Origin of the sequence: Limosilactobacillus sp. WILCCON 0051 (assembly GCF_039955095.1) — a bacterium.
Lineage (GTDB): Bacteria > Bacillota > Bacilli > Lactobacillales > Lactobacillaceae > Limosilactobacillus > Limosilactobacillus allomucosae.
The window spans coordinates 1,183,208-1,209,854 of record NZ_CP154878.1; the positions used below are offsets into that span (position 1 = coordinate 1,183,208).

Annotated in this window: 25 protein-coding genes; 13 read left to right on the forward strand and 12 right to left on the reverse strand. The window is 48.0% G+C overall.

All coding sequences use genetic code 11. The features are described from left to right. Window positions 1-97 precede the first annotated feature (97 nt). Window positions 98-1,753 (forward strand): malolactic enzyme, encoded by a 1,656-nt coding sequence (locus tag ABC765_RS05635; protein WP_347979876.1) that lies wholly within the window; start codon window positions 98-100, stop codon window positions 1,751-1,753. Between the two features lie 85 nt (window positions 1,754-1,838). Here the strand turns inward: ABC765_RS05635 and ABC765_RS05640 are convergent, their stop codons facing one another. Both ABC765_RS05640 and ABC765_RS05645 read right to left on the reverse strand, forming a co-directional pair. Further along, window positions 1,839-2,312, reverse strand: a complete 474-nt coding sequence (locus tag ABC765_RS05640) for a nucleoside 2-deoxyribosyltransferase (RefSeq protein WP_034539978.1) — start codon at window positions 2,310-2,312, stop codon at window positions 1,839-1,841. A 106-nt stretch (window positions 2,313-2,418) separates the two neighbouring features. Then, window positions 2,419-3,465: a beta-eliminating lyase-related protein gene (locus tag ABC765_RS05645; RefSeq protein ID WP_347979877.1), complete on the reverse strand. Its 1,047-nt coding sequence runs from the start codon at window positions 3,463-3,465 to the stop codon at window positions 2,419-2,421. A 234-nt stretch (window positions 3,466-3,699) separates the two neighbouring features. Here ABC765_RS05645 and ABC765_RS05650 point away from each other — a divergent pair, with 234 nt between their 5' ends. Continuing rightward, on the forward strand, window positions 3,700-4,413 hold the full coding sequence (locus ABC765_RS05650) for a DUF554 domain-containing protein (protein WP_347979878.1): 714 nt from the start codon (window positions 3,700-3,702) through the stop codon (window positions 4,411-4,413). 20 nt (window positions 4,414-4,433) lie between these two features. Here ABC765_RS05650 and ABC765_RS05655 read toward each other — a convergent pair whose 3' ends face one another. After that, window positions 4,434-5,342 carry a LysR family transcriptional regulator gene (locus tag ABC765_RS05655; RefSeq protein WP_347979879.1) on the reverse strand — a complete coding sequence of 303 codons (909 nt, stop codon included), beginning with the start codon at window positions 5,340-5,342 and terminating at the stop codon, window positions 4,434-4,436. Between the two features lie 133 nt (window positions 5,343-5,475). On the opposite strand from ABC765_RS05655, the gene ABC765_RS05660 reads away from it, so the two are divergent. Next, entirely contained in the window at window positions 5,476-6,231 is a 756-nt protein-coding gene (locus ABC765_RS05660) for a hypothetical protein (RefSeq protein WP_347979880.1), read from the forward strand. Between the two features lie 30 nt (window positions 6,232-6,261). Next, on the forward strand, window positions 6,262-7,359 hold the full coding sequence (locus ABC765_RS05665) for an NAD(P)-dependent alcohol dehydrogenase (protein WP_272208066.1): 1,098 nt from the start codon (window positions 6,262-6,264) through the stop codon (window positions 7,357-7,359). Between the two features lie 76 nt (window positions 7,360-7,435). On the opposite strand, the gene nadC is transcribed toward ABC765_RS05665, so the two are convergent. Next, a complete protein-coding gene (gene nadC / locus ABC765_RS05670; RefSeq protein ID WP_347979881.1) occupies window positions 7,436-8,275 on the reverse strand; it encodes a carboxylating nicotinate-nucleotide diphosphorylase in 840 nt (279 codons plus the stop codon). Next, on the reverse strand, window positions 8,265-9,458 hold the full coding sequence (locus ABC765_RS05675; protein ID WP_347979882.1) for an MFS transporter: 1,194 nt from the start codon (window positions 9,456-9,458) through the stop codon (window positions 8,265-8,267). Before ABC765_RS05675 ends, nadC begins: the two co-directional genes overlap by 11 nt. Before the next feature lie 459 nt (window positions 9,459-9,917). Between ABC765_RS05675 and ABC765_RS05680 the strand changes: the two genes are divergently transcribed. The 3 genes from ABC765_RS05680 (at window position 9,918) to ABC765_RS05690 (ending at window position 11,394) form a co-directional block, all read left to right on the forward strand. After that, window positions 9,918-10,334, forward strand: coding sequence for a helix-turn-helix domain-containing protein (locus tag ABC765_RS05680; RefSeq protein WP_347979883.1), 417 nt, complete (start codon window positions 9,918-9,920; stop codon window positions 10,332-10,334). Beyond that, window positions 10,321-10,899, forward strand: coding sequence for a DNA-3-methyladenine glycosylase I (locus ABC765_RS05685; RefSeq protein WP_347979884.1), 579 nt, complete (start codon window positions 10,321-10,323; stop codon window positions 10,897-10,899). The genes ABC765_RS05680 and ABC765_RS05685 overlap by 14 nt, the downstream gene beginning before the upstream one ends. Before the next feature lie 147 nt (window positions 10,900-11,046). Then, window positions 11,047-11,394 carry a carboxymuconolactone decarboxylase family protein gene (locus ABC765_RS05690; protein WP_033935493.1) on the forward strand — a complete coding sequence of 116 codons (348 nt, stop codon included), beginning with the start codon at window positions 11,047-11,049 and terminating at the stop codon, window positions 11,392-11,394. Window positions 11,395-12,268: 874 nt separating this feature from the next. Here ABC765_RS05690 and ABC765_RS05695 read toward each other — a convergent pair. From ABC765_RS05695 to ABC765_RS05720, 6 genes are all read right to left on the reverse strand, one after another. After that, window positions 12,269-13,012 carry a carboxymuconolactone decarboxylase family protein gene (locus ABC765_RS05695; protein ID WP_347979885.1) on the reverse strand — a complete coding sequence of 248 codons (744 nt, stop codon included), beginning with the start codon at window positions 13,010-13,012 and terminating at the stop codon, window positions 12,269-12,271. Continuing rightward, window positions 13,012-13,881, reverse strand: coding sequence for an aldo/keto reductase (locus ABC765_RS05700; protein ID WP_179944434.1), 870 nt, complete (start codon window positions 13,879-13,881; stop codon window positions 13,012-13,014). The genes ABC765_RS05695 and ABC765_RS05700 overlap by 1 nt, the downstream gene beginning before the upstream one ends. Beyond that, the gene (locus ABC765_RS05705) at window positions 13,878-14,342 is read right to left on the reverse strand and encodes a MerR family transcriptional regulator (protein ID WP_347979886.1); all 465 of its coding nucleotides are present in this window, start codon (window positions 14,340-14,342) and stop codon (window positions 13,878-13,880) included. Before ABC765_RS05705 ends, ABC765_RS05700 begins: the two co-directional genes overlap by 4 nt. A 213-nt stretch (window positions 14,343-14,555) precedes the next feature. Beyond that, a complete protein-coding gene (locus tag ABC765_RS05710; protein WP_033935496.1) occupies window positions 14,556-14,759 on the reverse strand; it encodes a hypothetical protein in 204 nt (67 codons plus the stop codon). A 17-nt stretch (window positions 14,760-14,776) separates the two neighbouring features. Beyond that, window positions 14,777-15,316, reverse strand: a complete 540-nt coding sequence (locus ABC765_RS05715) for a hypothetical protein (RefSeq protein ID WP_347979887.1) — start codon at window positions 15,314-15,316, stop codon at window positions 14,777-14,779. Between the two features lie 348 nt (window positions 15,317-15,664). Further along, entirely contained in the window at window positions 15,665-17,062 is a 1,398-nt protein-coding gene (locus ABC765_RS05720; RefSeq protein ID WP_347979888.1) for an amino acid permease, read from the reverse strand. A gap of 339 nt (window positions 17,063-17,401) precedes the next feature. Between ABC765_RS05720 and ABC765_RS05725 the strand changes: the two genes are divergently transcribed. The 6 genes from ABC765_RS05725 (at window position 17,402) to ABC765_RS05750 (ending at window position 23,872) form a co-directional block, all read left to right on the forward strand. Further along, on the forward strand, window positions 17,402-18,106 hold the full coding sequence (locus tag ABC765_RS05725) for a response regulator transcription factor (RefSeq protein WP_347979889.1): 705 nt from the start codon (window positions 17,402-17,404) through the stop codon (window positions 18,104-18,106). 11 nt (window positions 18,107-18,117) lie between these two features. Next, a complete protein-coding gene (locus ABC765_RS05730; RefSeq protein WP_347979890.1) occupies window positions 18,118-19,485 on the forward strand; it encodes a HAMP domain-containing sensor histidine kinase in 1,368 nt (455 codons plus the stop codon). A gap of 237 nt (window positions 19,486-19,722) precedes the next feature. After that, a complete protein-coding gene (locus ABC765_RS05735) occupies window positions 19,723-20,355 on the forward strand; it encodes a VTT domain-containing protein (RefSeq protein ID WP_347979891.1) in 633 nt (210 codons plus the stop codon). After that, window positions 20,348-20,986, forward strand: a complete 639-nt coding sequence (locus tag ABC765_RS05740) for a phosphatase PAP2 family protein (RefSeq protein WP_347979892.1) — start codon at window positions 20,348-20,350, stop codon at window positions 20,984-20,986. Before ABC765_RS05735 ends, ABC765_RS05740 begins: the two co-directional genes overlap by 8 nt. Next, on the forward strand, window positions 20,983-21,924 hold the full coding sequence (locus ABC765_RS05745; protein ID WP_347979893.1) for a glycosyltransferase family 2 protein: 942 nt from the start codon (window positions 20,983-20,985) through the stop codon (window positions 21,922-21,924). Before ABC765_RS05740 ends, ABC765_RS05745 begins: the two co-directional genes overlap by 4 nt. A 16-nt stretch (window positions 21,925-21,940) precedes the next feature. Next, window positions 21,941-23,872 carry a hypothetical protein gene (locus ABC765_RS05750; protein WP_347979894.1) on the forward strand — a complete coding sequence of 644 codons (1,932 nt, stop codon included), beginning with the start codon at window positions 21,941-21,943 and terminating at the stop codon, window positions 23,870-23,872. A gap of 328 nt (window positions 23,873-24,200) precedes the next feature. On the opposite strand, the gene ABC765_RS05755 is transcribed toward ABC765_RS05750, so the two are convergent. Then, window positions 24,201-26,210 carry a sodium:proton antiporter gene (locus ABC765_RS05755; protein ID WP_347979895.1) on the reverse strand — a complete coding sequence of 670 codons (2,010 nt, stop codon included), beginning with the start codon at window positions 26,208-26,210 and terminating at the stop codon, window positions 24,201-24,203. Between the last annotated feature and the right edge of the window lie 437 nt (window positions 26,211-26,647).

Here is a 26,647-nt window from a genome sequence, read left to right on the forward strand (position 1 = left end):
GATTTGGGTATATTTGACTATGTAGTTGGCCAGTTTTTATAATCAATTGCGAGATAAGAGATAAAAGATGAATTTTGTTGAAAGAAGATGGAGTCTAATGCGTGGATTTCAAATACTTAATGATCCGTTTTTAAATCGCGGTACGGCTTTTACTGAGACGGAGCGGCGACAATATGGCTTGATTGGTCTTTTGCCGCCCCGAGTCAAAACGATTGATGAGCAGGCTGCCGAAATGTATGCACTGTACCAAAGCAAGGGATCACTGATTGAAAAGCGTCATTTTTTAATGGAGATCTTCAACCATAATCGGACGCTGTTTTTCAATTTGATGGTTCGGCATATTGATGAATTTATGCCAATCGTCTATGATCCAGTAATTGCCGAAGCTATCGAACGCTATAATGAACGGTTCATGCAGCCGCAAGATGCCGCTTATCTGACGGTGGATGATCCAGATACGATTGAACAGCGGCTGCAGAATGCGGCCGATCAGCGGGATGTTCGCCTGATCGTGGTTACCGACGCAGAAGGTATTTTGGGCATCGGCGACTGGGGCGTTAACGGCGTGGACATCGCGGTTGGCAAGCTGATGGTCTATACGGCAGCTGCCGGCATTGATCCGCAGCAGGTACTGCCGGTCGTAATTGACGCGGGGACAGACAATCAGCAGCTATTGGCCGATGATGAGTACCTGGGAACGCGTCATGAGCGGTTGTCTGGCGCGGCCTACTTTGCATACATCGATCGTTTCGTAGCGGCGGTTGAAAAGCTGTTTCCTAAGAGCCTGCTGCATTTTGAGGACTTTGGTCGCGGTACGGCTGCCCGCATTCTGGACAAGTACCAGGATCAGATTCTGACGTTTAACGATGACATTCAAGGAACTGGTGTCATCGCGCTGGCTGGCGTTTTAGGGGCACTTAACATTTCTGGACAGTCGATTGCTGAGCAGCGTTTCTTGACATTTGGTGCCGGTACTGCCGGGATGGGAATCGTCAAGATGCTGTACAACGAGCTCATCAAGCAGGGAATGAGTCCCAAAGAAGCCAAGCAGCATTTTTATCTGGTGGATCGTCAAGGACTGCTCTTTGAAGATACGCCGGGACTGACGCCTAAGCAGCAGGCATTTGTCCGTTCGCGAGATGAATTTGCTGATGCGGGCGAGCTTACGGAGCTGCCAGCAATCATCAAAGCCGTTCAGCCAACGGTAATGATTGGTACGTCAACGGTTCACAATGCCTTTACCGAAGCTGCCGTTAAAGAGATGACCAAGCATGCTGACCGCCCAATTATTTTCCCAATCTCCAACCCAACCGAAAAGATCGAAGCCATGCCAGCTGATCTGATTAAATGGACCAATGGCAAGGCGTTGGTGGCAACGGGAATTCCGAGTGCGACAGTCGCTTACCAAGGCATTGACTACCAGATTGGCCAGGCTAACAATGCTTTGATCTATCCAGGAGTCGGGTTTGGTGCATTGGCCGTTAACGCGCGGATTATCAATGATGAGATGCTGGCTGCTGCCGCGCATGCACTTGGCGGCTTGATTGACGTCAAGGTTCCTGGGGCACCAGTTCTGCCGCCGGTCAGCCAATTAACTGCTTTTTCCAAGCAAGTCGCGATCGCCGTGGCCCAGTCAGCGATTGATCAAGGCCTGGCACAGACTGATCTCAGTGCGGAACAGGCCGTTTTGGCAATGCACTGGCAGCCAGAGTATCAGCCGTTTGATCAGCTGCTGGCAAACTACCGCAAATAAAACATTGACTTAGAGTAAAAAAACAGCGTCAGATTCGTGCTTTGTAAGCCGAATTTGGCGCTGTTGCCGTTTATTATGAATTATTTTAGTAGACGGCTCCTTCATAAAAGTTGAACGAAGGCTGGTTAAAATTAAAGCTGGCCAGTTCACTCATCTTGATGGCGTTGTCCGCAAAGCCCCATGACATCAGGTTGATTGGCTTGCCCCATTCTTCATCAGGAATTACCAGCAGCACGTACTTGCCATGCGCCTTAGCCCAGGCAATCTCAGTTCCCATGCCGACGTCTTCTTCATCCGGAATGTAGACGGCCAGCGTAACGTCAGTCGTGGTAACGCCCAGGCAGTCGCCCTTAAAGGTAGCCGTGGCCCATTCCTTGTCATGCAGGTATTCTGGATGCTCGTCGACGCGAATGTTCTTGTATTGATGCTGCAGAGGAACATAGCTGTTTTCAACGTCAATCGTTGGATTCTGCTTGATTGCCGTCATGGCTGCTTGATAGGCTTGGTTTTGCTTATCAGTAAACCAGCCAGCACAAAAATAAATGGTTTTGCTAGTCATCTTAAAATCTCCCCTTGATTAAAATAACAATAACTAAGACAGGATATTAATTATAACATTGGCCGCCTTGAAAAGTAATAGTCGCATCTCAAAACCCAAACAGCAATTAAGCAAGCTCACGCATAAGTTGGCAGAGCTGATCAACGTCTTGCTTTCGTGTGGCCCAGCTGGTGGCAAATCGAATAACCGTATGCTTTTCATCGTATTTTTCCCAAAAGCTGAACGCAACCTGCTGTTCAAGACGAGCCAGCTGCTGATTTTCAATAATAAAGAAAGTCTGATTGGTTGGTGATGACCCATAGAGCTGGTAGCCGTTTTGCTTGAGACAATCGCGAATCTGATCAGCATATAAGATCGCGGGCCGAGCAATGTCGACGTAGCGGTTATCCTTAAAAAGCTCATCAAACTGAATCCCTAAAAGACGGCCCTTGGCTAAGAGCGCGCCATGCTGCTTGATCATCGTAAACAGATGCGGCAATAGTTTAGGGTCTGGAATAACGACGGCCTCACCAATCAAGGCGCCGCATTTGGTTCCGCCAATGTAAAACGCATCGCATAACGTTGCCAGATCTGCCATGGTAACGTCATTTGCCGTGCAGGCCAGCGCATATGATAAGCGCGCACCGTCAATATAAAGCTTCATATCATATTGTTGACAGACGTCGTGAATGGCTTGTAATTCCGATTTGGTATACAGCGTTCCAAATTCAGTCGGCTGTGACAGATAGACCATTCCAGGCATGACCATGTGATCGTGGTTTGCATCCGCGACATAATCACCAGCCAGTTCAGCAATCTGAGCAGCAGTAATCTTGCCTTCATGACCTGGCATAATTAAAACCTTGTGACCGCCTGCTTCAATCGCACCGGCTTCATGAACGATGATATGGCCAGTATCTGCGGCTGCTACTCCTTGATATGGCTGCAGCAGGGCATCAATCATCACGGCATTGGCCTGCGTGCCGCCAACCAAAAACTCGACCTCAGCGTTGGGAGCGTGGCAGGCTTGGCGAATCTTATCCTTAGCCGCCAGTGAGATCGCATCAAAACCATAGCCCGGCAGCTTTTGCCAATTGGTATCTGCCAGCCGCTTCAAAATGCTGGGATGGGCGCCTTCCAAATAATCAGAAGCAAAAGAAAGTCGATCGTTCATATAATTACCTCGCAATCAATGTCAATAAAAAGCGTTTGCTTAATGTCGATCATACGCTAAAGATATGCTTGTGACAATTATGGACAGCGATTCTGGAATTTGATTAGTTGGTTGAATCTAATCCGGCCTGGTCAGCAGTCGAATGATTTGTTAAAATACAAAAAGATTATTAAATATGGATTAAAAACCGCCATTTCCAAACTGGGATGGCGGTTTTAAATGGAGGAATGAAAAATGCCGGGATTAGGAACCATCGTGAACGTAATCGCAATTGCTGCCGCTGGAATAATCGGCTGTCTGGCTGGTGAAAAAATCGCGCCCCGTTTTCAAGACACCCTAATGAAAGCGACCGCGATTGCCGTTTTGTTTTTAGGACTGGGCGGAACCATGGCGCAGATGCTCACGTTTAAGCATGGCAGCTTTTCAACGCATGGAACCATGATGCTGATTGGCAGCCTCGCAATTGGCGGTCTGTTAGGCGAGTGGCTAAGGATTGAGGATCGCTTTGCTGATTTTGGCGAATGGCTCAAGAAAAAGACCGGCAATGCCAATGATCAAGAATTTATCGAAGCATTCGTAACCGCGTCGCTGACCGTTTGCATTGGGGCAATGGCAATCGTTGGCTCAATTGAGGACGGAATCTTGGGCGACCATTCGATTTTATTTGCCAAGGCGATCCTTGATTTTGTCATCGTCTTGGTAATGGCGGCTTCTATGGGACGCGGCTGCGGATTCGCGGCGGTGCCAGTCGGGATTCTGCAGGGAACGGTGACTCTGTTCAGCGAGCTGCTTAAGCCACTGATGACAACGGCTGTGATGAACAACATCTCTTATATCGGCTCCGTATTGATCTTTTGTGTTGGCATCAATCTTTTATGGGGCAACAAGATTCGCGTGGCCAATCTCTTGCCAGCACTATTGATTGGCGCGGTCTGGGTTGTCTTTTAATCGGTCAAATGACGGTGGGCTTACGCGTGCTTAGGCATCCCATCAGTAATTTTGATCTGATCGAGCAGCTGACGCAGGGCTGGATTATGATTATCGCTGCGGTAGACGAGGTTGAAGGTAAAGCGCTGGTCAGAGGCATCCTTGATCGGCCAATAGCGGATGTGGCGGCTGGTCTTATCGTAAGCCTTGATCAGCTCGCAGGGGTAAAATGCCAGTGCCTTGCCCAGACTGACCAGCATCTGCATGTGTTCAAACGAAAAGACGCGCTCGACGTTTAAAGCCTGACCATTTAATCCTAGACTCTCGAGAAAGGCCCGCTTGAGATAGGATGATTCTTCATTGCTGTAATAGATGATCGGGTAGCGCCGCAGCTGTTCAATGGAAACGGCATCTTTGATCGGCAGTCTTTCACTGGCGCCGATCACCATCTGATCCGTGTGCAGCAACGCGGTTTTTAGGCCCATCTTGGAAAATTCCTGGTCAAAGCCGTAGTGATCCATCACCACAGCGCAATCCAGATCATTCATCAAGACATCGGTAATGACGTGTTCGGGACCAGCTTCGGCAATAAAAACGTCAATGTTGGCATCCAATTCAAAGATCAAGTCGCGCAGCAGCAAAGTATCAAAAGGCGAGAAGTACCCAATCGTTAAACGATGCCGCGATCGTTCGTCAAAATGCTGAACAGCCTGATTGGTATCGTTGATCATTCTCAAGATAACCTGACAGCGCTCCTTAAAGAAACCGCCAGCTGTCGTCAGTGTGACTTGATTCTTACCACGCGTAAACAATTTGACGTTGAGTTCATCTTCTAAACGCTTCATCTGTCTTGAAACTGCCCGTTGTGAAACGTAATGTGACTGCGCGACTTTTTGAAAGCTGCCCAGCTCACTGACTTCCATAAAGATTCTTAGTTGATCGAGATTCAAGTTTTTCCCTCCTGCCTGCCGAATGAAATAGTTCGGGTGTCGGCATATTTTAGCACTACTTAGGCCGCAAGTTCAATGCTAAACTTATTTTGTTAAATGATTAACAATAAATGCGAGTGGAGGGAAACTAGCAATGAAGGCAGAGTCTAGACAAGCGATGCTGCAAACAATCACTTCAGGGAAAAAGGAATTGAAGCGAAATCGTGATCTATTTAACAGTGAGATCTATGCGGCTGAGTATGTCAAGCAGGCGAACATTGATATGTCGATTTATGAAGCAGTTTTGCCAGCATCGGCATTACTGAAATGGGATGATGAGCTTCACAACCTGATAATCGTGGTCTTAGCTGGACAGCTGTGGGTCAATGAGCAGCAGGCCGCGGGAGTCAATGACGTCATCGTTGCTCCAGCTGGTCAGAATACCAGTCTGCGAATTGATGGCGAGCAGTCGGTTCATGCCCTGCTCATGATTCGGCGAGCTGCGGGTCGGCTAAAAGAGGTTCTGATTCGCAATCAGAATCAATGTCCCTGGATTCCGGATGTTGAAGATGGTCACGTGCACCTCTATTTAAAGAACGTCTTGACACCGGAAGAGATTGGCGGCTGCTTGATGTGCCTGGACTATCCGGCTGGTCACGTTACGGAATGGCATGATCATGACTTCACGCATGCTGCATACATTGTCGATGGCGTTTTTCTAAATGAGACGCAATTTGATAAGCAGGCATGCTATTATGGCCCTGGATCCTTTATCTGTGGTCCTAAAGCTCAGATAATGCGTCATGGCGCCACGCCGGAACAAAACTGTCATTGCTGGTTTTTCACCGATCAGCGCTTTGGCCTTCATTATCTGGATGCAAAAGCAGTTAGTCATATCAAAGCAGATTAGTGAGCATGGTAAAGATAAGGAGAATCGATTATGAAAATGAAAGCTGCCGTTGTTCGTCAAGCTACGGATCCATACAAATTTGAAGAAGTCGAACTTGCTGAGCCAAAGAATGACGAGGTCCTGGTACGCATCACTGCCAGCGGTCTGTGCCACACTGATGAATTTGGCCGCACGCTTGGCATGTCGCCGATTGTTTTGGGACATGAAGGGGCCGGCATCATTGAAAAACTGGGTGAAAACGTCAAAGACTTTGCGGTTGGCGATCATGTAGCCTTTTCATACGCCTTTTGCGGTCACTGCAAGAGCTGCGTTCAAGGCCGTCCTCAATACTGTGAAAAATTTAACGAAATTAATTTTGGCGGCGTGGGTGCTGATGGTCAGAGCAAGCTGTCGCAAAACGGTCAGCCGGTAGCAATGTTTTTTGGCCAATCATCATTTGCTCAATATGCTACGATCAGCGAAGAAAGCATCGTAAAAATCGATGAAGACGTTGATCTGGCCATGATTGCACCATTTGGCTGTGGCGTTCAGACTGGTGCCGGGGCCGTCTTAAACACGCTGCGTCCCCACGTTGACGAAACGCTGGCTGTCTTTGGCTGTGGTGCGGTTGGCTTTAGCGCGATCATGGCTGCCAAGGTGGCCGGCTGTCGTCAGATTATCGCAGTCGGCGGCAATGAGCACAGTCTGGCACTGGCCAAGGAACTGGGCGCAACCGACGTAATCAACCGCAAGCAGCTGCCGGCTGGTCAAACGATGGCCCAGGCAGTCCAGGCAATCTCAAATGGCGGCGTCAACTATGCTATTGATACCTCTGGCAATGGCAACATGATCCAAAACGCCATTCAAAGTACCTGTCTGAATGGTAAGATCGTTTTGCTGGCGCCATCTGGTGAAGTTGAGAACTTTGACTTTGGCAAGGACGTCTTGATGGCATATCGGACTGTAATTGGCTGTTGTGAAGGCGACTCCAATCCAAAGATCTTTATTCCACGGCTGGTTCAACTCTACAAAGAAGGCCGGTTCCCAATTGACAAGATCATTACCAAGTATCCGTTTGAACAGTTGGAACAGGCCCGCGAAGACTCCAACGCGGGTAAGGTTATCAAGGCCGTCGTAACGATGGAGTAGGCATTTAGCCATTTAAATCCTCATAAAATGAAAAAACAGCATTGTAAAGCTTACAATGCTGTTTTTAATTTATTTTTCAGCTTTTAACCGCGCCATTGACCAAAAAACTGATATCCAGTGGAACGACACGGTTGGTCAGTTCACCGATGGACAAAAAGTCAACGCCGCAGCCGCGATAGGAGGCAACTGTAGTCAGATCAATGCCGCCGGATGCCTCGGTAAGAATTCCGTTAGGCACCAGTTTTTGCCATTTTTTGATCGTAGCTGGGACCTGGTTATCAAACATGATCACGTCGGCATGATGAGCAATCGCAGCCTGGAGCTGACTTTTAGTTTCAACCTCCACTTCAACGCGGGTCATTGGTCCTACGCTTTGCTTGGCCAGATCGATTGCCTTGCCAACGCTGCCCGCCAATGCCAGGTGATTGTCTTTTAACATAATCCCGTGCGTCAGTCCCATCCGATGATTAAAACCACCGCCTGCGCGCACGGCCGCTTTTTCAAACATCCTTAGTCCAGGCGTCGTCTTGCGCGTATCCACGATCTTGATGGTTGGATCAGCCAGCAGCTGGACGGCCTGAGCAGTTTTAGTAGCAATCCCGCTCATGTGCTGCAGCAGATTCAAAATGACACGCTCACCGCTCAGTAAAACGGCTGCTGATCCTTTGACACGTGCCAGCCTGGTCTTTTTGGCGACTTTTTCACCATCACTGACCAACAGCTCAACTTCGGCACCGCCTAAAAGGTCATAGACGGCATTGATAACCTGTAAGCCGCAGACGGTACCATCAGCCTTGGCAATAAACGTTCCTTCAATGACGTGATCGGGCAGGGGAGCAAGGCTGGCATCCCCAAACTCCAGATCTTCTTTTAAAAAGGTCGTCAGTTTTTGTTTGAGAAGAAAATCATTCAGCATGAGCGACCTCTTTCTTTCCTGGCTCCGGCAATGCCAAGACAGCAACTGAACCGATGATCAAAGAAACCATGAAAATCAAGAAGATCATATTGATGCTGACGTGCTGATCGATCCAAACACCTACCAACAGCGGTCCAACAACGGCGCCGATTCGCCCCATTCCTTGTGCCATCCCGGTCATCGTACCGCGAACATCAGTCTCATACAGAGTTGGCGTCAAAGCGATGATAGCACCATAAGCTCCCAGGTTGAAGAACGATAAGATGCAGCCGGCAAGCACCGTCATCATGTTGCTGGAAACATTACCGAACATGATTGCTCCCAGCGCCGTCCCCAGCATGTAGATGGCAAAAACGTACTTGGTCTTGATTTTGCCGGCAAGCCAAGCCGCCAGATAATAACCAGGCAATTGGGCCACTACAATGATCGTCGTATAGCCGAAACTTTCGATGACGCTGTTGCCCCGTGCCAGCATAATGCTTGGCAGCCACATAAACATCCCGTAGTAGCTGAACATTACCATCAGCCAAGCAATCCAGAGCAGAATAGTCTTCCCGTGAAATGACTTTTTTAAAGCCTGGCCCAAAGCAACATGCTGCGTTTGGACGTGACTGATTTCTTGAATGTTGCGGCGCATCATGATGGCAAAAAAGCCAGTCAGTGCAGTAACCAGCAAAAGACCCCGCCAGCCAATCGTGGTGCTGAGCAAAAACGACAGGAATGAGGCAATCAGCCAGCCAATCGCCCAGAAACTATCGGCTAAAATCAGCATCTGTGAGCGCTGACTGCCTTGATACAGGTCGGCAATGTAAGTAGCAGCTACCGGCAGCTCACCGCCAAGCCCCATGCCAACAAAAAAGCGAATCACTAAAAAGCTCTTAAAGCCAACCGTGGCCGCCAAGACGACGTTCCCTAACGAAAACATGAGCAGGGTAATGATCAGCGTGTTCTTGCGGCCGATTCGATCAGCCAGGTGTCCAAAATAAAAGCCGCCGCAGATCATGCCAATCGTGCTGACCGAACTGATCAAGCCGGTCTGTGAATTAGCCAGCCCCCAAGCCTTGCGAACGATCGGCATGATAAATGACAGTAGTCCCACGTCCAGCGCATCAAACATCCATGCCGTACCAATAATTAAAAACGTGGCAAATGCAGTCTTTTTAACGTTAATACCTTGATCCATTTTGCTTCTCCCTTAACCAGTTATTAAAAAAGTATTAGTTACTTTTATTGTGATCAAGTGTAGTCCTTTGGCGGCCGAATGCAAGTTTTATTTGGTGCTTTACCAAATCAGTTAATAATTATGTGATCGCTGCCATTATTGGATTGATCGCGTTTTGTAAAAGTAAAATATACCTAAAATAATCTGAGGTGGGGGATTTTTGAAAGCGCTTAGCTGAAGGGCTTGATTGCGGCAATGGCTAAAAAAGATTGAAAAACCGCTGCTCAGCAAAGGCAACTGACTGTTTTGCCCGGGCATTATCAATATGGCTGCTGCTTGAACGAACTGCAGATCCACAGCCACGCCTTTTAATCAGCATAAATAAATAGCAGCTGTCAGTTGAGCAAGACATCCGCTTTGACCTGACTGTTGGATTTTGATACGCTGTTTTAGATTAAGTTAGGAAAGGAAGCTGGAACGTTGAAGTACGAACGCTATCATTTTGGGGCCAATCTGGTGCTGGAAATCATCAGCGGCAAATGGAAACCATCAATCATCTGTTCACTGGATGCCAGACCTAAGCGCTTCAATGAGCTGAAGGCCTATCTTCAAAGAGTAAACGGCCAGCCGATCGCTCAAAAAGTGTTAACTGAGCAGCTTCGTCAATTAGAAAACGATCTGATCGTTAAACGGACTGATTATCATACCGTGCCGTTTAAAGTAGTCTATTCGCTTACCGAGGATGGCCAGCGAATCCACGACTTCTTAATCGAGATGAGCCGTGTTGGCGAGAATCTGGCCCGACATCTTGCTTCAGCTGATCAGCCAATTGCTTTTGATTATTCTTACCAACAGATGATTCATCACCAAAAAGGAGAACTGCATGCCAAATCATGATTTAAAAACCGATCGTCCGCGCTGTTCATGGGTCAACCTGGAAAACCCGCTTTACGTGAAATATCATGACTGTGAGTGGGGCAAACCGGTTCATGACGATCACCAGCTGTTTGAAATGCTGCTTCTTGAGTCGTTTCAAGCCGGCTTGTCATGGGAAACGGTGCTAAATAAACGAGCTGCTTTCAAACAGGCATTTGCGGGATTTGATGTTGGCAGGGTCGCTAAATTTAATGATGAGGACTGTCAGCGGCTATTGCAAAATCCAGGTATCATCCGGCATCGTTTAAAGATTCGCGCGGCGGTTGGCAATGCCCAGGTCTTTATGGCTATCCAGCAGGAATGGGGTACTTTTTCAAATTATCTGTGGCATTGGACGCAAGAGAAGACGGTTCGCGAAATCGGTCAAACCAGCTCACGGCTGTCCGATGACATTGCCAAAGATCTTAAAAAACGGGGGATGAAGTTTGTGGGCACGACTACGATTTATGCCTATCTACAGGCAGTCGGCGTAGTCAACGGTCATGAGAATTCCTGCTGGCTGGGAAATCACGCTGATCATGCTTAAACTGGATGACTGACATGACGGCATAAATTTACATCAGCTAAGTTAGTTGATGTTTCTGATAACGCTTGCAATTTAGTGGGCAGTTTATTTGCATCCCTGCCTCAGCGTGCTATGCTGAAGACAACGAACTGTAATGAGGTGATTTTAATGACGGATTATCAAGAAAAGCTGAACGAAGCACGGGCCAACAATCGCAATCTGTTTGGTGCATTGGGCGAGACAGGCAAGGGCTTTAACGCTATGCATGATGCTGCCGTCAAGGATGGCGCGCTAGATTTAAAGACGAAGGAGCTAGAGGCGATTGCGATCGCGATTGCCATGCGCTGCGAGGGATGTATCGTTCAACATGCCAAGGCGTGCCTAAAAGCTGGCGTTACCAGAGATGAACTGGTTGAAACGATTGGCATTGCCGTCATGATGGGTGGCGGTCCAGCCACGGTTTATGGTGGCAAGGCACTGGACTGCTATGATCAGTTTGTCCAGGCCTCAAAATAAGCTGTCGTCAAAAAGACATAATTGATAATTAGATAAATAAAAATGGCGCGGAGCAATCCGGGCCATTTTTTAACTTGCTCTGTATTATCTGCCGAAGCCTGTTTGAACTTTGGCCTTGCTTTGTATGACAGAAATCAGCTCGATCAAGCCGCGCAGATTCGGCTTTTAGCTATATTCCAAAACATGACTTTGGTGCCACAGTGGACATTTCAATCATCATATTAGCACGTTCGCAATGATGACGATGGGATCGCTGGCTGAGTCGAATCTGACCATCGTTTGCCATGGGGTTAAGGCGTTAACTTAATCACATTTAACCGACTTTGTGAAGGAAAGCTGGTTCTGAACGGCAATTGGCCAAGCGATTACCTACTATTGCTTGCTTTTTGGCCAATAGTAGGTAGCTGCATATTCGATTTTCCGAGATTTACCTACTTTGGGAAGCTTTTTGCCGAATCGTAGGTAAAATTGCATATTTTGAGACTGATTGGGTTGGACCAACTTTGTGAATTACCTACTACTGAGTGATTTTTATCAAATAGTAGGTAATGTTAGGGCCACCTAACTTGATATACATTGATTTTTACCTACTATGCATCGCTTTTTTTCGAAAAGTAGGTAATGCATTTTCGTCACATGCTATTATACAGAATTTTTTGCATAATCAACGCTGATGACGCCTTTTTGCGATTATCAAACGACCAGCCTAAAACAGATTACCTTGATTTGCATAGTTGCGGGAATGCAAAGAATCACGCTGCGGCCCTTGATAATGCTTTGCAGAGACGAATAAAGCCGATCCATCCCATGAGTAAGGTCACGAGTTGGGTCGGCTAAACATAATTAAGGCTAAGCGTAGATGCCTTGCCAATCATCAGTCAAGTTTTCCGTAAACTTCGTCATCAACTGGTTCCAGCCATTCATTGGATGTTTCCGTACCTGGAATGCCAAATGCCAGATGACTGAACCAGCTGTTTTGCTTGGCGCCGTGCCAGTGCTTGACGTTGGCGGGAATCTCAACGACATCGCCAGGCTTCAGACTTTGCGCCGGTTTGCCCTCTTCTTGATACCAGCCTTCGCCATCAACGCAGATCAGGACCTGACCACCGCCACTGGCTGCGCGATGAATGTGCCAGTTGTTGCGGCAGCCTGGTTCAAAAGTAACGTTGCTGATTGCCAATGGATCGCCTGGCTTTGACAAGACGTTAAGATATGACTGGCCGACAAAGTATTGAGCGTAGGCGTCATTTGGCTGACCAAGCCCGAACATCCCGCCGTGAGCATTGGCAGGATCCTTTAAGTCCTCGGCATAGACTTCTTTGGCTTGATTGAAGGCGGCCCAGGCATTTGGCCAGCCAGCATAGAAGGCCAGGTGAGTCAGCAGTTCGGCCATTTCTTGTTTGGTGACGCCATTTTTACGAGCCGTCGCCAGATGATAATGCAGCGAATTGTCAGTAATGCCTTTACCAATCAGTGCGCTGATCGTGGCAATACTGCGCAGCTTTAGCGACAGTTTGTCTTCACGTGACCAGACCTCGCCAAACAGCACATCATCGTTTAAATGAGCAAATTCTGGGGCAAACTCGCCCAGTGCATCGTGTCCTGCAGTTTGTTTCATTAGATTTTACCTCCATAAACCGGGAAAAAGCCATCTTTCCCATAATCTTTGATGTGTTCCAGATGCTTCATCGTTTCCAGATCATCAGCCCCAATAACAAAGTCAACATCAGCATTCTGCTTCATATGGTCGGGGTTGGCCGTCTTAGGCAGCGGCAGAAGACCAAGCTGCAGATCATAGCGGATGCACAGCTGAGCTACTGAAACGCCATATTTGTCAGCCAGCTCATTTAAGACCGGATTTGCTAAAACGGCGCCGTGCGCAACTGGTGAGTAGGCCTCGACCAAAATATCGTTCTGCTGACAAAAGTCGATCAGTTCAAATGGCGTGTTCGTGACGTGGGCCAGAACCTGATTGACGGCTGGGCGAACCGTTGCGTGATCCAGAATGTTCTGCAGATCGTGCTGGTTGAAGTTGGAAACGCCAATCGCGCGCAGCTTGCCGGCATGGTAAGCGTCCTCTAATGCCTGGTAAGCGGCCAGGTTGCCGGCTTCATGACGGTCAGTGGATTGATTGACTTCTTTCCAAGGCTGCGGGCTGTGAATGATCATCAGGTCAATGTAATCCAGTCCCAGTTTCTGCAGCGACTCATCAATTGCCTGAGCAGCTGACTCGTAGTCTTTGAGCTCGGCGGCCAGCTTAGTAGTTACAAAGATCTCATCGCGAGCCTTGCCAGACTGCTGAATGCCGCGGCCAACGCCTTTTTCGTTTTCGTAGGCTTCAGCAGTGTCAATATGGCGATAGCCCAGCTGCAGAGCCGCGGTCACTGCTTTTTCAGCCGCATCGTCATCTAAAAGCCAGGTGCCTAAAGCAAGTTTGGGAATCTTGACGCCATTGTTTAGCTGGTAGTCTTCATTAAGAATCGTCATTTAAGATCACTCCTTGGTGTTTTTGTTTGATAGTTCATTCCTGGAATCTGGTCCAGAGTTAAATTAGAGATGCTGTCGGGATGATAGACGGCTTTTTCGGTACCGGCCTTGATTGCTTCTTGGTAGTACCAGTCTTTATAGTCGAGTTCCTTGAGATAGAAGTTGAGCTGCTCAATCTGATCAAGGACGTGCTGACGCTGCTCTTTAATAATGGCATAGCGTTGTTCCAGCGTTGCATCGCCGTCCGCGCACAGGTCAACATATTTTTTGATCTGGCGAAGCGGCATTCCGGTACCCTTTAGGCAGTTTAGAATGCGCAGCCAGGGGAAATCGGTATCTTCAAAAACACGGATGCCATTGACGCGCTTAACATTGGGCAGCAACCCTTCCTTATCGTAGTAGCGAAGCGTGGAAGGGGTAACGCCCATCATCTGAGCAACCTGAGAGATGGTGTATGACATTTTCCATTCTCCTTTCATTTCATCAGCTGATGTCTTTATGCTAAACCTTAAAGTTAACTTTAAGTCAATGGTTATAATAATATTTTCTGCAGTTTTTTTTAAGCGTGGCAGGCAGACGACAAAATAAAAGCCCCAGCTGGAAATTACCAGGCTGAGACTGTTGAATTGATGTTTGGTGTTGCTTGCTGATTGTAAAAAGTGGGAGTATTGCAGCTATTCAGCGATAACTTGGCCAGTAATACACAAAACGTCAGCCAGAATCATCGTAACTAAAATTGCTGGCAAACTTAAGTGAATCAAAGGAACCAAATAAGTCGTGAAATTATAAAGTACCAAAAATAAAAACATTAGAAGGTTGCAGACACCGAAATGCTTGAGCCAGTTATGCCGCTTAACCAGTTGTTTCAGTTCTTTCAAATCAATCACTCCCTCAATCAATAAATTGTCAGCTGGACGTCTTTGGGCAGATTATTGTAGAGCCAGGTCGCGTCTTTTTTGGAGACTTGAATCGTATCGTCAACATGATTGCCCAGCTTGGGTTCCGCCTCAATGTCGGCATTCTGGCCAACGCTTAGCCAATTGATGGATTTAATGTCATTGCCATCAGTATCGTAATGAAAGATCGATGGACCTCTAAGATCGCCAACCAAAAGCTGATGCTGTCCAGCAGCAAGGTTGATTCTGGCGTTGAGAATATAAACAACCTTTTTGCTGCTTAGAATGTAAATTTTGTTTTGTTTAGGAAAGGCGGCCATAGTAAGATGCTGACCGCTAAGTTTGGGATAGGCACCTTTTTCTGAGGATTGGTCAATTTGGATGGCCCGCAATCGATTGGTATGGACGCGCCAGCTGGCATAACTGGTTTTCAGTTCAGCAGGCGGTTGATTAACGATCCCTCCTAGATTAACGAAGACTAGTTCAATCAAAACAATGCTGATGCTGAATTTTAGCATCTGCTTGATTTCACGATTCATTTTTAAAATACGCCTCTCAATTCCCCAAAATAACCGCAAAGATTAAAGATTATTTAACCAGCAGCCATTGGATAGTTTAAGTCTCCAAATCATCCAATGTATTTGTTCCATATAAGTTTTATAAAATCTTTAATATATGCCATATTAGTCGGATTGTTTGCGATGTCAACCCAGCCTCACGAATTCTAACTTAAATCGTATATTCTTCATTTGATTTTAATAATAAAAATTATAAAAAAGGGATGCTGGCCAATCTGGTCGCATCCTGTATTTTTAGCATTGTTCGTTTTTAAGCTAAATATGATTGGCAGTATTTTAAATTCTGCCGGCTTTTCGGCGCCGCAAGGATCAGGATTGAGGGATAACTGAATCGTTGATGTTGCTGTGACGATAGCCGTAGCCAAAGTAGAGCACCATGCCGATTGCAAACCAGATGCCGGCTCCAATCCAGGTCTCTTTTGACAGAAATGACATCATAAACAGGCAGGCAAACCCGGACAGCAATGGCAGAACCGGATACAGAGGAACCTTGAAGCCGCCTTCGTTAAGAATGTCATCACGCTTGCGCAATGGGATGATCCCAAACGAAACCATCGTAAAGGCCAGCAGCGTGCCGATGTTAACCAGGCTGGTAAGACTGTCTAAAGATACAAAGCCACCCATAATGGCAATTACAATGGCAACGGCCCATAAAGCAACTTTTGGCGTGTGCGACTTTTTGTCCAGCTGGTGCAGCGAGGTTGGCAAAAGGCCGTCGCGACTAAGCGAGTAGATCAGCCGAGATGAGGCGTAGATCGCGGTAAACATGCAGGTAGCCATGCCGATCAGCGCTCCGATTGAAAGCAGGGATGCCAGCCAGCCTTGGTGGACGGACTGCAGAGCAAACGCAACTGGGTTGGCAACGTCCAAATGCTTGTAGTTGACCATACCAGTCAAGACCAACGATACCCCCATGTACAGCACCGTAGCGATCAGCAGCGTACCAATGATTCCGATCGGCATGTTCTTTTGGGGATGCTTGACTTCAGCCGCGGAACTCGAGATACAGTCAAACCCTAAGAAGGCGAAGAAGACGGTCGTTGCGCCCTCAAACGCACCGTGCGCCCCATACGGCAGGAAGGGATGGTAGTTGGCCTTTTTGACAAAGAAGATGCCAATCGCAATAAACGCAACGATAATTAAAAGCTTAACCGCAATGGCGATGTTGTTGACGCGAACCGATTCATGCATCCCGTATGAAAGCAGCCAAGTGATCAAAAGCACGCTTAGAATCGCCGTCAGGTTAATATAGGTGCCGCCAGCGGGATTAAACGGACCAGACAGCACCTTGGGAATGTTGACGCCGCAGCTGGCCAGCAGCGAGTTGAAGTAGGCCGCCCAGCCAGTCGAGACGCAGGCAACCGCCAACAGGTATTCCAAAACCAGTGCCCAGCCCATGATCCAGCCGATGAACTCGCCATAGATGATGTTGCCGTATGAATAGGCGCTGCCGGCTACCGGAATGGCTGATGAGAACTCGGCATAACACATCCCGGCCAAGCCGCATACTACCGCGGCGGCCAAAAAGGAAAGCGTCACGCCCGGACCGGCATCATTGGCCGCAACCGTCCCCGGCAGGATGAAGATCCCACTGCCGATGACAGCGCCGATGCCCATTGCCATTAAATCTCTGGCATTCATGGTCTTGGGCATTTGGCCGTCAGTCTTCATGTAGCTGGCTAGGCTTTCTTTACGAAACAGATCCATATTATCAACCACCTTTAGTTTGGTAAACGATAAAAGCCGATTATTATTCGATCTCTTTTTCAAATTCATTAATAATCTTGCTATCAATACTAGTGCCCGTTAAATTAAAAATCAATTAGAAAATGTTCATAAAATTTAATGTCAATAATTAAACAAAATGAACTTGGCATCGTTTGCAACTAAATTTTTTAAAGAAATAGGAAATTAAGCTTAGGGATGCTGAATCAAGGATGAGTAAAAACTTCACGTGATTTCGCGGCTTGAAAGATTAGTTGTTGAAAACCAGTTATTAAGGATAAAATTAAGATGGATTATTTTTGTTAAATGAGGTAATGAAACATGACAACCGTCTTACTGGTTGAAGATGAACCCGGCTTGGCCGATTCATTAAAAACCGAATTGGAATTCTCCGGAATGCAGGTAATTTTAGCCCGCGATGGCAAACAGGCGCTGGATTGTTTTGCTCAGTATCAAACGCAGATCGACCTGATCATTTTGGACTGGATGCTGCCTAAAATCGATGGCTTTTCAGTACTGCGTCACATTCGCCGCGAAAGCCAAGTACCGATCATCATGCTGACGGCGCGGTCTTACATTGGCGATAAGGTAGCAGGGCTGACTGGCGGGGCCGATGACTATATTACCAAGCCATTTGAAATCGAAGAACTGCTGGCACGAATTGAGGTTGCCTTAAGACACGGCCAGTCCGCCAAGCCAAGCGCGGCCAGCTCGACCTATCAGATTGGCGACCTGATGATTGATGACGATACAAAACGGGTGCAGCGAGGAACGCGCCTATTGTCATTGACGCCGCGTGAGTACGCACTGCTGCTGGCATTGGCCAAGAATCGCGATCAGGCCTGTTCAAGAGATGATTTGTTGAATCAGGTCTGGGGCGTTGATTTTATCGGCCAGCCCAATATCGTCGACGTCTACATTCGCCAGCTGCGACATAAGATTGATGGCAATCCCAAACTGCCCCGGCTCATTCATACCATTCGCGGAACCGGCTATATGCTTTCGGCCAGCCTGGATGCAGGATAGGGGGATAAAGGATGAAAAAGATTCCGACCAGTGCCGATATTTTGCAGCGTGCCGTCTGGAAATTGATCGTTTTTATTACGCTGGGCTTTGAAATCGTGATTATCGGCGCAAGCGGTCATCAGCTTTATGAGCGCGTGGTGATCAACAGTCAGCGAATTGCCAGAAAACTGGTCAAGACCGAGATTGATTCCGAGTTTGACTGGCAGCATTGGCGAATGAACAGCAATCTGGATACTGAAAATGTCTATTTCTTAGAGGTTGATAATCTTCGTCATGCCAAGCCGCAGCGTTTTTATACCGAAAATGCCAAAAAGCTGGCAAACAAGCCGCCACGTCACCTTTTTAAATCATTTTGGTATAGTGAGCGGTTTGGAATTTTATACCGAACCGTCACGACCAAAAATGGCATTCGCTACGTTTTATGGCACCGCATGTACGAGCAGACCACGATTCTTATCCGCATCATCTGGGTAACGCTGGCTGCAATGATTCTAATCATGGCGTTGAGTCCGCTGTACGTCAAGCGCCTGGCAAAACGACTGACGCATCCCTTGACCGAGCTTACGCAAGGCGTTCAGGCCGCCAGAGAGCGTGGGGATGATGATGGCTGGCAGCTGGCGGTTCCTAAGCAGCCGGCTGAGATCGTGAGCTTGACACAAAACTTCAACCAGCTGCTTAAAAAGCTTTATAATCATCAAGCCGAGCAGCAGCTGTTTATTATGAATGCAGCACATGAACTAAGAACGCCAATCGCGGCCATTCGCAGCCACGTGCAGCTGTTGGAGCGGCATGGTCAAGAACACCCCGAGATCATCCCCAAATCGATTCGCTATATCGACAGTGAATCGCGTCAGATGCAGGATTTGGTGGATTCGTTGTTGAAACTGACCCGGGCGGACGTTTCCAGTTTGACACTGTCAAAAATCAGCGTCAGCCAGACCGTTGCCAAACTGGTTGAACAGATGCAGCCTAAAATCGCACAGCCGCTAAAATCGCGGATAGAGCCAGACTGCTGGGCAATTGCCAATCAGGATGCCGTTGCCCAGATCATCCATAATCTGATTGCCAATGCCGCTAAATACTCACCAGCTGACCAGCCGATTCAGGTTACGGTTGAACAGCAGTCAAATCAGATCGTCTGTCGCGTCATTGATGAAGGACCCGGGATTTTGCCTCAGGACTTGCCGCATGTTTTTGAGCGATTCTATCGCAGTGCCGAGGTGCGCAGCCAGATTCCCGGGACTGGTTTGGGGCTGGCAATTGCAGCTCAGCTTTCGCAATTGATTCAAGGAAAACTCACGGTACACAATCATCAGCCCCATGGCGCCGTCTTTGAGCTGCGGCTTTTGCAGACGCCAAAAAAAGCTTCAGCAGACTAGATGTTAAGCGACTGTTGAAAACGCGGCAGTTCATCAAAACAATTAAACTTAGACCAGCCTATTAGACCAGCCTATTAGACCAGCCTAATGGATCGTAAGCTTCGAGGACAAACCCAGCTGCGATCTTTTTTATTGGATGCAATTCTGAAGATTCTTCAGAAAAGCCTCATTTTAACTCTGTATCAAGCCCAGCCAGCTTCTCGTATGATAATAAAAAAACGAGAGGAAGTTGATCTAATGCTTAGTCTTGATCACTTAAGTCAGATTATTACGCAGCTGTTGGCTAATAACGGCTGGATGGTATATGGTGGTCTGTTTTTAATTATCTTAGCGGAAACCGGTTTGGTGGTGACGCCATTTCTGCCCGGCGACTCGCTGCTGTTTTTATGCGGATCGATCGCCGCGATGAGTTCGCATCCACTAAACATCTGGTACCTGCTGATCCTGGTCGTAATTGCCGCAATCTTGGGCGATACGATTAATTTCTCGATTGGGACGCGATTTGGCGAGTATTTAACGCGGCGGCATCCAGGACTCATCAAGCCGAAACATCGTGAAAAAACCGAGGAATTCTTTGCTCGGCATGGTAACCTGGCAATCTTTTGGGGACGGTTCATCCCAATTATTCGGACGATTATTCCGTTTACGGCGGGGATGGGCTCAATGCCATATCGTATGTTCATCTTTTATAACGTGCTGGGCGGACTTGCCTGGACGACGATTGCCCTTGGCGCTGGCTGGTTCTTCGGCGGCCTGGCCATTGTCAGAAGCCACTTTGATCTGATTATCGTGGCGATTATCTTGATTTCGCTATTGCCGATTGTCTTTACGCTCATCAAGGATCGACGGGAGGCAGCCAACAATGATTAAAAAGCAGAATATGGGGTGGGCCTGGCTCAGTCTAGCACTGTTCGGCTTTCTGGGCATCTGTATTAAGCTGCAGGCTGCGTGGATCAGCTGGTTTGATACTACTGGCGCAAACGTGATGCCAAGAGTAACCTGGGCCAATACTACGATCTTTGAAGCCATTGCTAATCTTGGCAGCCCGGCAGTCAGCCTATTGGTAGCGGTCCTGGCTGCTGCCTTGACCTGGCGGGAGTTTAGAACGCAGGCCATTTTGTTTGGTCTGGCTCAATTTGGCGGCGCTGGTCTGCTGTTGGGCTTTAAAATGCTTTTTCAACGAGCTCGGCCAACGCAACCGCTGCTGCCGGAACATGGCTTCAGTTTTCCCAGTGGTCATGTTTTTATGGCAGTAATCGCGGTTTTGATCATCTGGCGTTGGAGCGACTGCTACGTTAAAGACGCGGAACAAAAGCTGACCATCCGGCTGCTGGGCATCATCTGGATTGGCCTGGTAGCGGCATCGCGAGTCTACCTGCGTGCGCACTATCCAAGCGACATCTTGGGCAGTCTGCTGCTGGCTGGATTTTGGTGGCCAACGGGACAGTTTTTGATCAATAAGTGGGCATTAAAACGACAAAAAGAGGCGAATGAAGCATGACCAAACTAATGATTATCGTGCCGGCCTATAATGAGCAGGAGGTATTGAAAAGCAGTATTGAACGATTATGGCAGATTGAAAATAAGCTTAAGCAATCTCAGCAGATAACGATGGATTCGGGTATTCTGATCGTTGATGACGGCTCCGTTGATCAGACGTGGCCAATTATCGAGCAGCTGCACCAAAAACAGCCTGCGATCAGCGGTTTGCGTTTTTCGCGCAACTTTGGTCATCAGGCAGCGCTCTTGGCAGGACTGACGACGGCGGTCTGGGATGCGGACGTTATGATTACGATTGATGCTGATCTGCAGGATGATCCAGAAAAAATTCCGGCAATGATCGAGCAGTATCAAGCCGGCTGTGAGATCGTCTATGGCGTTCGCAGAGACCGGCAGACGGATTCATGGTTTAAGCGCAATACCGCGGAGCTTTTTTATGGCCTGATGCATAAAATGGGGGTCACTATGATTCCTGACAGTGCTGATTTTAGACTTTTGAGCAATCGAGCCGTGCATGCCCTGCTGAAGTACTCGGAACGCGGTTTGTTCTTGCGTGGCTTGGTACCGCAGCTGGGTTTTCAAACGGGCCGCGTGGAATATCGACGAACGCCGCGGCTGGCTGGAAAAACCAAGTATTCGCTTAAAAAGATGGTCGGCCTGGCACTTAACGGGATCACGTCCTTAACCAGTATTCCGCTGCGGCTGATTTTTTGGCTGGGAATGCTGGCCTGCATGCTGGCAATCGGAATGGGGATCTTTACGCTGACCGTGCATCTGCTGGGCAAGACGATGCAGGGATGGTCTTCGCTGATGCTGTCACTATGGTTTATCGGCGGCGTTCAGCTGATGAGCATTGGCGTAATTGGCGAGTATCTGAGCAAGGTGCTGGTTGAAGTCAAGCATCGACCACGCTTCATCGTTGATCAGCATTTAAAGTAGAGTAGGAGGGGTAAAAATGCGCGTTTGGCAGCGAATCTTATGCCTGGCGCTGATGATTGGCATTGCAGCCTGTGTCTTAATGCCGAATCCGACCAACTGGCAATACCAGAGCTTATTGGTGGCAGCCGTTTTGGCACTATTGGGGATCCTGGTCCAACCGACGGCGCGTTTAGAAAGACTTTCGGCACGCCGTTTTAAGATCCTGCTTGGCCTTTTGGGGAGTGCTTTAGTCTTGACCCAGCTGCTGATTTTAATCTTTTTGCCTGTGACGGTTTATCACGATCCGTTTCGGGTGCTGGCGCAGGCTGCTCAAATGGCTGGCGGCAACTATGACTGGAACATCACCTATTTTTGGCGCTATTCGCAAAACGTGCCAATTGCCTGGCTGCTGTCACGCTGGCTGATGATTACCAACTGGCTGGGTCTTTCAGTGAACTGGGGCGTCAATCTTTTAGAGCTGATACTGCTTGACGGCTTTATTTATTTAACGCTTTTGACGGCTTGGCAATTGACGCATCGTAAAAAAGTCGTGCTGGGTCTGGCAGCTTTCTTTGTGCTGACCCCGTTTGCCTACACGTATTATCTGCAGGTTTTCTATACTGATCTGCCAAATATGTTGATTTTACTGATTATTTTTCGGCAGCTGATCTTTTGGTCAAATTTCAGTCATCGGCAAAAATGGATCCGTGGTCTGCTACTGAGCGGACTGACTGGATTGGGGATGCTGATCAAAGCCAATCTGATCGTACTGGTGCCAGCGATTTTGCTGACGGTACTGCTCATGCGGCCAAAGCGCTCGATGAAACTGGCCCTGGGCGCGATTATTCTGGGCGTTGTCTTAAGCGTACCTGCTCATGCTGGGATTGACCGGGCCGCGCATTTTCAGCAAAACGATGCTTATAAATTCCCAACGATTGCCTGGGTAACGATGGGGATGAATGAACGGACGCAGGGAACCTACAGCTCAGCTGACGTTATCCGCAATATCAAGCAAAAAGATCTTACAGCGCGGCAAAAAGTCGATCAAAAAGTGCTGAAAAAACGTCTTGCCGACATGGGGGCAGCTGGTATCGGCAGACAGGTCATCATTAAAGATGGCATTTTGCTGGATGTCAGTCAGATGACGGAATGGTATAATGGCGGCTTCAAAAATGCTCCTGCCTGGTATCTAAAATTTGCCGATCATTGGCATGAGCTGGCGGTGTTGATGATGAGTTCGGCAGCAATCTGTCTGTATCTGCTGACTATTATGCGCTTATGGAAATGGCGGCCCCAGCGGTATGATGATCGGCAGACCGTCTTAATGCTTTTGGTAATGACGGCACTGGGGTATCTTGGCTTTCATGCCTTGCTTTGGGAAGCTGAGCCGCGTTATGGACAGGCGGTTTTTCCGCTGCTGTTTATGATTCTGATGCTGACCAAGCCTGCTTCGGTTCCCGTAGTACAATTGAAATGGCTAAAACGACCGCGGCCAGCTGCATCGGTGATTGTCTTGTTCGGGGTGCTGTTATTGGCATGGAATCAAGGCCTGCCTGGCAGCAATACCAGTATCGTAGCTGCCCAGCGCTCACAGCTTTCCACGCAGTATCACGCGCGCCCAACGTTTTTGGCACCACACCAGACCGTTTCGCAGCAGATCAGACTCTTGGTAGCCGGCAGCCGGATCTCTGTTCAAACCTATGCCAATACCGATCTCAATGTCGAACTGCAAAACCTGCAGACCAGACAGAAATGGCAATTAACGCGTCATGGCGATTCGCATCATCTGTGCCAAGACTTAGGTGTCGGTACTTATCAAGTTACCGTTACCAATCCAACCCCTAAGCCGCAGCCAATTGCAATCTTAAAAACGAATCGCTATCAAATGGCAGACCGGCCGCTGATTTTTAATGGTCATGCACAAAGAGATGCTTCTTTGATTTATCTGGTCAGCAATCAATGCGACTAGCTGTCTTAAAGACTGGTTTTGACCGCCGACAGTTACAGTCAATGCAGATCTACCATCATTCATTCAACAGTTATGGACCTTCTATACTTGAGAAAACTCATCTATAGGAGGTTTTTTGAATGGCCAAAAGTCAGTCCCACGCCAAAGCAAACAAAAAGCCCACAGTATGATACTGTGAGCTAATAAAAAGAGCGCCCCGATGATAAGGAGTGCTCGGCCGGCTCGTTGGCTAGCAGGCACCAACTGCACACGACCTAATCATTATCTTAGTTATTGTACAACTAATAAAACTCTGATGTGACAAGGATTTGAGACGTCGCACGGATAACTAGTCTTCAAACGATTGGATGCAGACCAATTGATCGTTTGAGATGTGCTCATTCAATGCATTGGCCAGATCACTAGAGATTACCCCAGCGGCAGCCTGTTGCTGAACATAGCTGTGCTCATCTTGAAACGCCTTAATAGCTAATGTCCGCAAAACGTTGATGTCCATTTCGCCCCGTGAATGGAAACGATCCAAAGTCTGCTGCCGATTCAGATACATGCGGCGAACCATCGCGACTTCATGGACGTTGTCGGGCGTCTGCACCTCGTCGAGAAACTCGTTGACATCGGTCATGGTCATGTTAAAGATTGACTCTAACCGATCAAAGTACTGCTGACGAACGGCCTTGGATTTGTCCTGTAAGGTTTTATCGTCGTGGATTTTCTGGAGTTGTGCAAATGTCTGGGGATGATGCTTATGCAGCTTATGACTCAAACGTTTCCACTTAAACCGGTAATGCCAGATTCTTAAAAAGGCAAACAGGCCATGCTGACTGTGCATTAAGGCATCGCGGCCAATCATGCGGTTATAGACCTGCTCTTCTTTGGCAGTGACGACGCCATTTTCGCGCAGCTCAGCCAAGGTCTGCATTTCAACGCCGCGCGCCTGACTGGCAAGCCGATCATAGACGTTGCGATTGATCTTAAAGGTCAGCGTCATCTGACTGCTCAGCTGGTCAATCAAAAGCGCCTGTTCTTTTTTGTGTTCTGGCGATTGGCTCAGTTCATCGATGGCATATTGCACGGTGTGAATCAGCTGATCTTGGAACTCATCGTTGGTATAGTTCTTAGTCTTGGCTGGCAGCAGACGCGGAAAGGCCAGTGTGCCGACCGTCAGACTGATCAAAATGACGATGGCGGCTAAAAGAATCAGCTGATTACGGGTTGCCAGCTGCGCGCTTTCGGTTAGCACGGGGATGGAAAAGGCCATTGCCAGCGTAATCGTACCGTGAATTCCGCCTAAAGCGAGCAGCAGACCATCACGTTTCGGATTCGTGGAGTGCATGTCGACTAATTTGAAGCGTGCCCATAGATAGCGAATCAAGCCCATTGCCAGGTAAAGACCCAGTGCCAAGAGCGCCAGTTTCAAGATCGTGGCGGTCAAAGTCTGGCTGACGACTTCTGGCAGCATAACCCCCAGCAGCACGAACACAAAACCGTTTAGCAGACTGGCAATGATATTCCAAAGCGTCGTCGTAGCATTCTGCACGCGCGAAGAAGTGAGCCGCAGCTGGTCGTATAAGATACTGTGCACGATTCCGGCTGCCACGACCGCCAGAATTCCCGAAAGATGCATTTCCTCGGCCAGCCAATAGACGGCAAATGGAGTCATAACGTTGATTGGAATAACGATGGAGCCGATATCGACGTGGGTTCGCATCAGCGTCGTTCGCAGCGCGATCAGCATCCAGCCCATCAGCGATCCAAAAATAATCCCGCCAAAGAACACGTATAAAAAGGTTAAAACGCCGTGGCCCAGCGAAAATTCCCCAGAAGTCAAGGTCCCGGTAGCCAGACTGAACAAGACCAGTCCGGAAGCATCGTTGAACAGCGATTCGTATTCCAGAGTCTCATTAACGTTTTTCGGCATCTCAACATTGGTCGTCAAAGACTTAACCGCGACGGCATCCGTTGGCGTAATGATCGCCGCCAGCATGAAGGCCAGCGCATAGGTGAAATGCTGCGGCAAAGCCAGCTTGAGGCCGCTGCCAACCAGAATTACGGTGACAATTGCCAAGCCGACCGCCATTGACAGGATCTGCCGAATATTTTGCGAAAGCTGGCGAAAAGACACGTTTTGGCCATCGTTAAACATTAATGGCGCGATAATCAGCAGCATGAAAATCTCAGGCTCCAAAACGATGGCATGCGTATCAATCGGCAAGATACTGAGCATGATGCCGGCTAGGATCTGATAAATCGCCAATGGCAAAACCGGCCAGAGCAGATGAATGATGTTGGCTGCCACAACGGTTATCAATAGCAGACCAACAATGTAGACAGTGGTCATAAGGTTCCTCCCAATATTAATTTATTTAATTATAACTGATCAGACCAGACTGCGGATACTGACACGCACTTTATTATCTCGATAATTTATTGACGATATTATATCTTATGTAAAATTATTTGGCAGAACTGAATTAAATCATTTAGCTTTCCTTTACGGCAACCCGGCTTAAACAGCCTGCACCTAAAATCGACAGCTTGTCTTACAATGAAGTTCTCATTAAGTCATAAAAAAAGAGCGCCCTTATATAAGGAGCGCCCAGCCGGCTTGCCGGATTGACGGTCCAGCTTGCACAACGATATATTCCTAATTACGATGGAATTGTAACATACTTTTGTGCTGTGTTACAATATTTTCGCACAACTAAAGCGAGATTGACACCCTCGACTAGTGCGGGAAGGAGGCTCCTTCCAATGTCTCACTGGTATATATTCCGA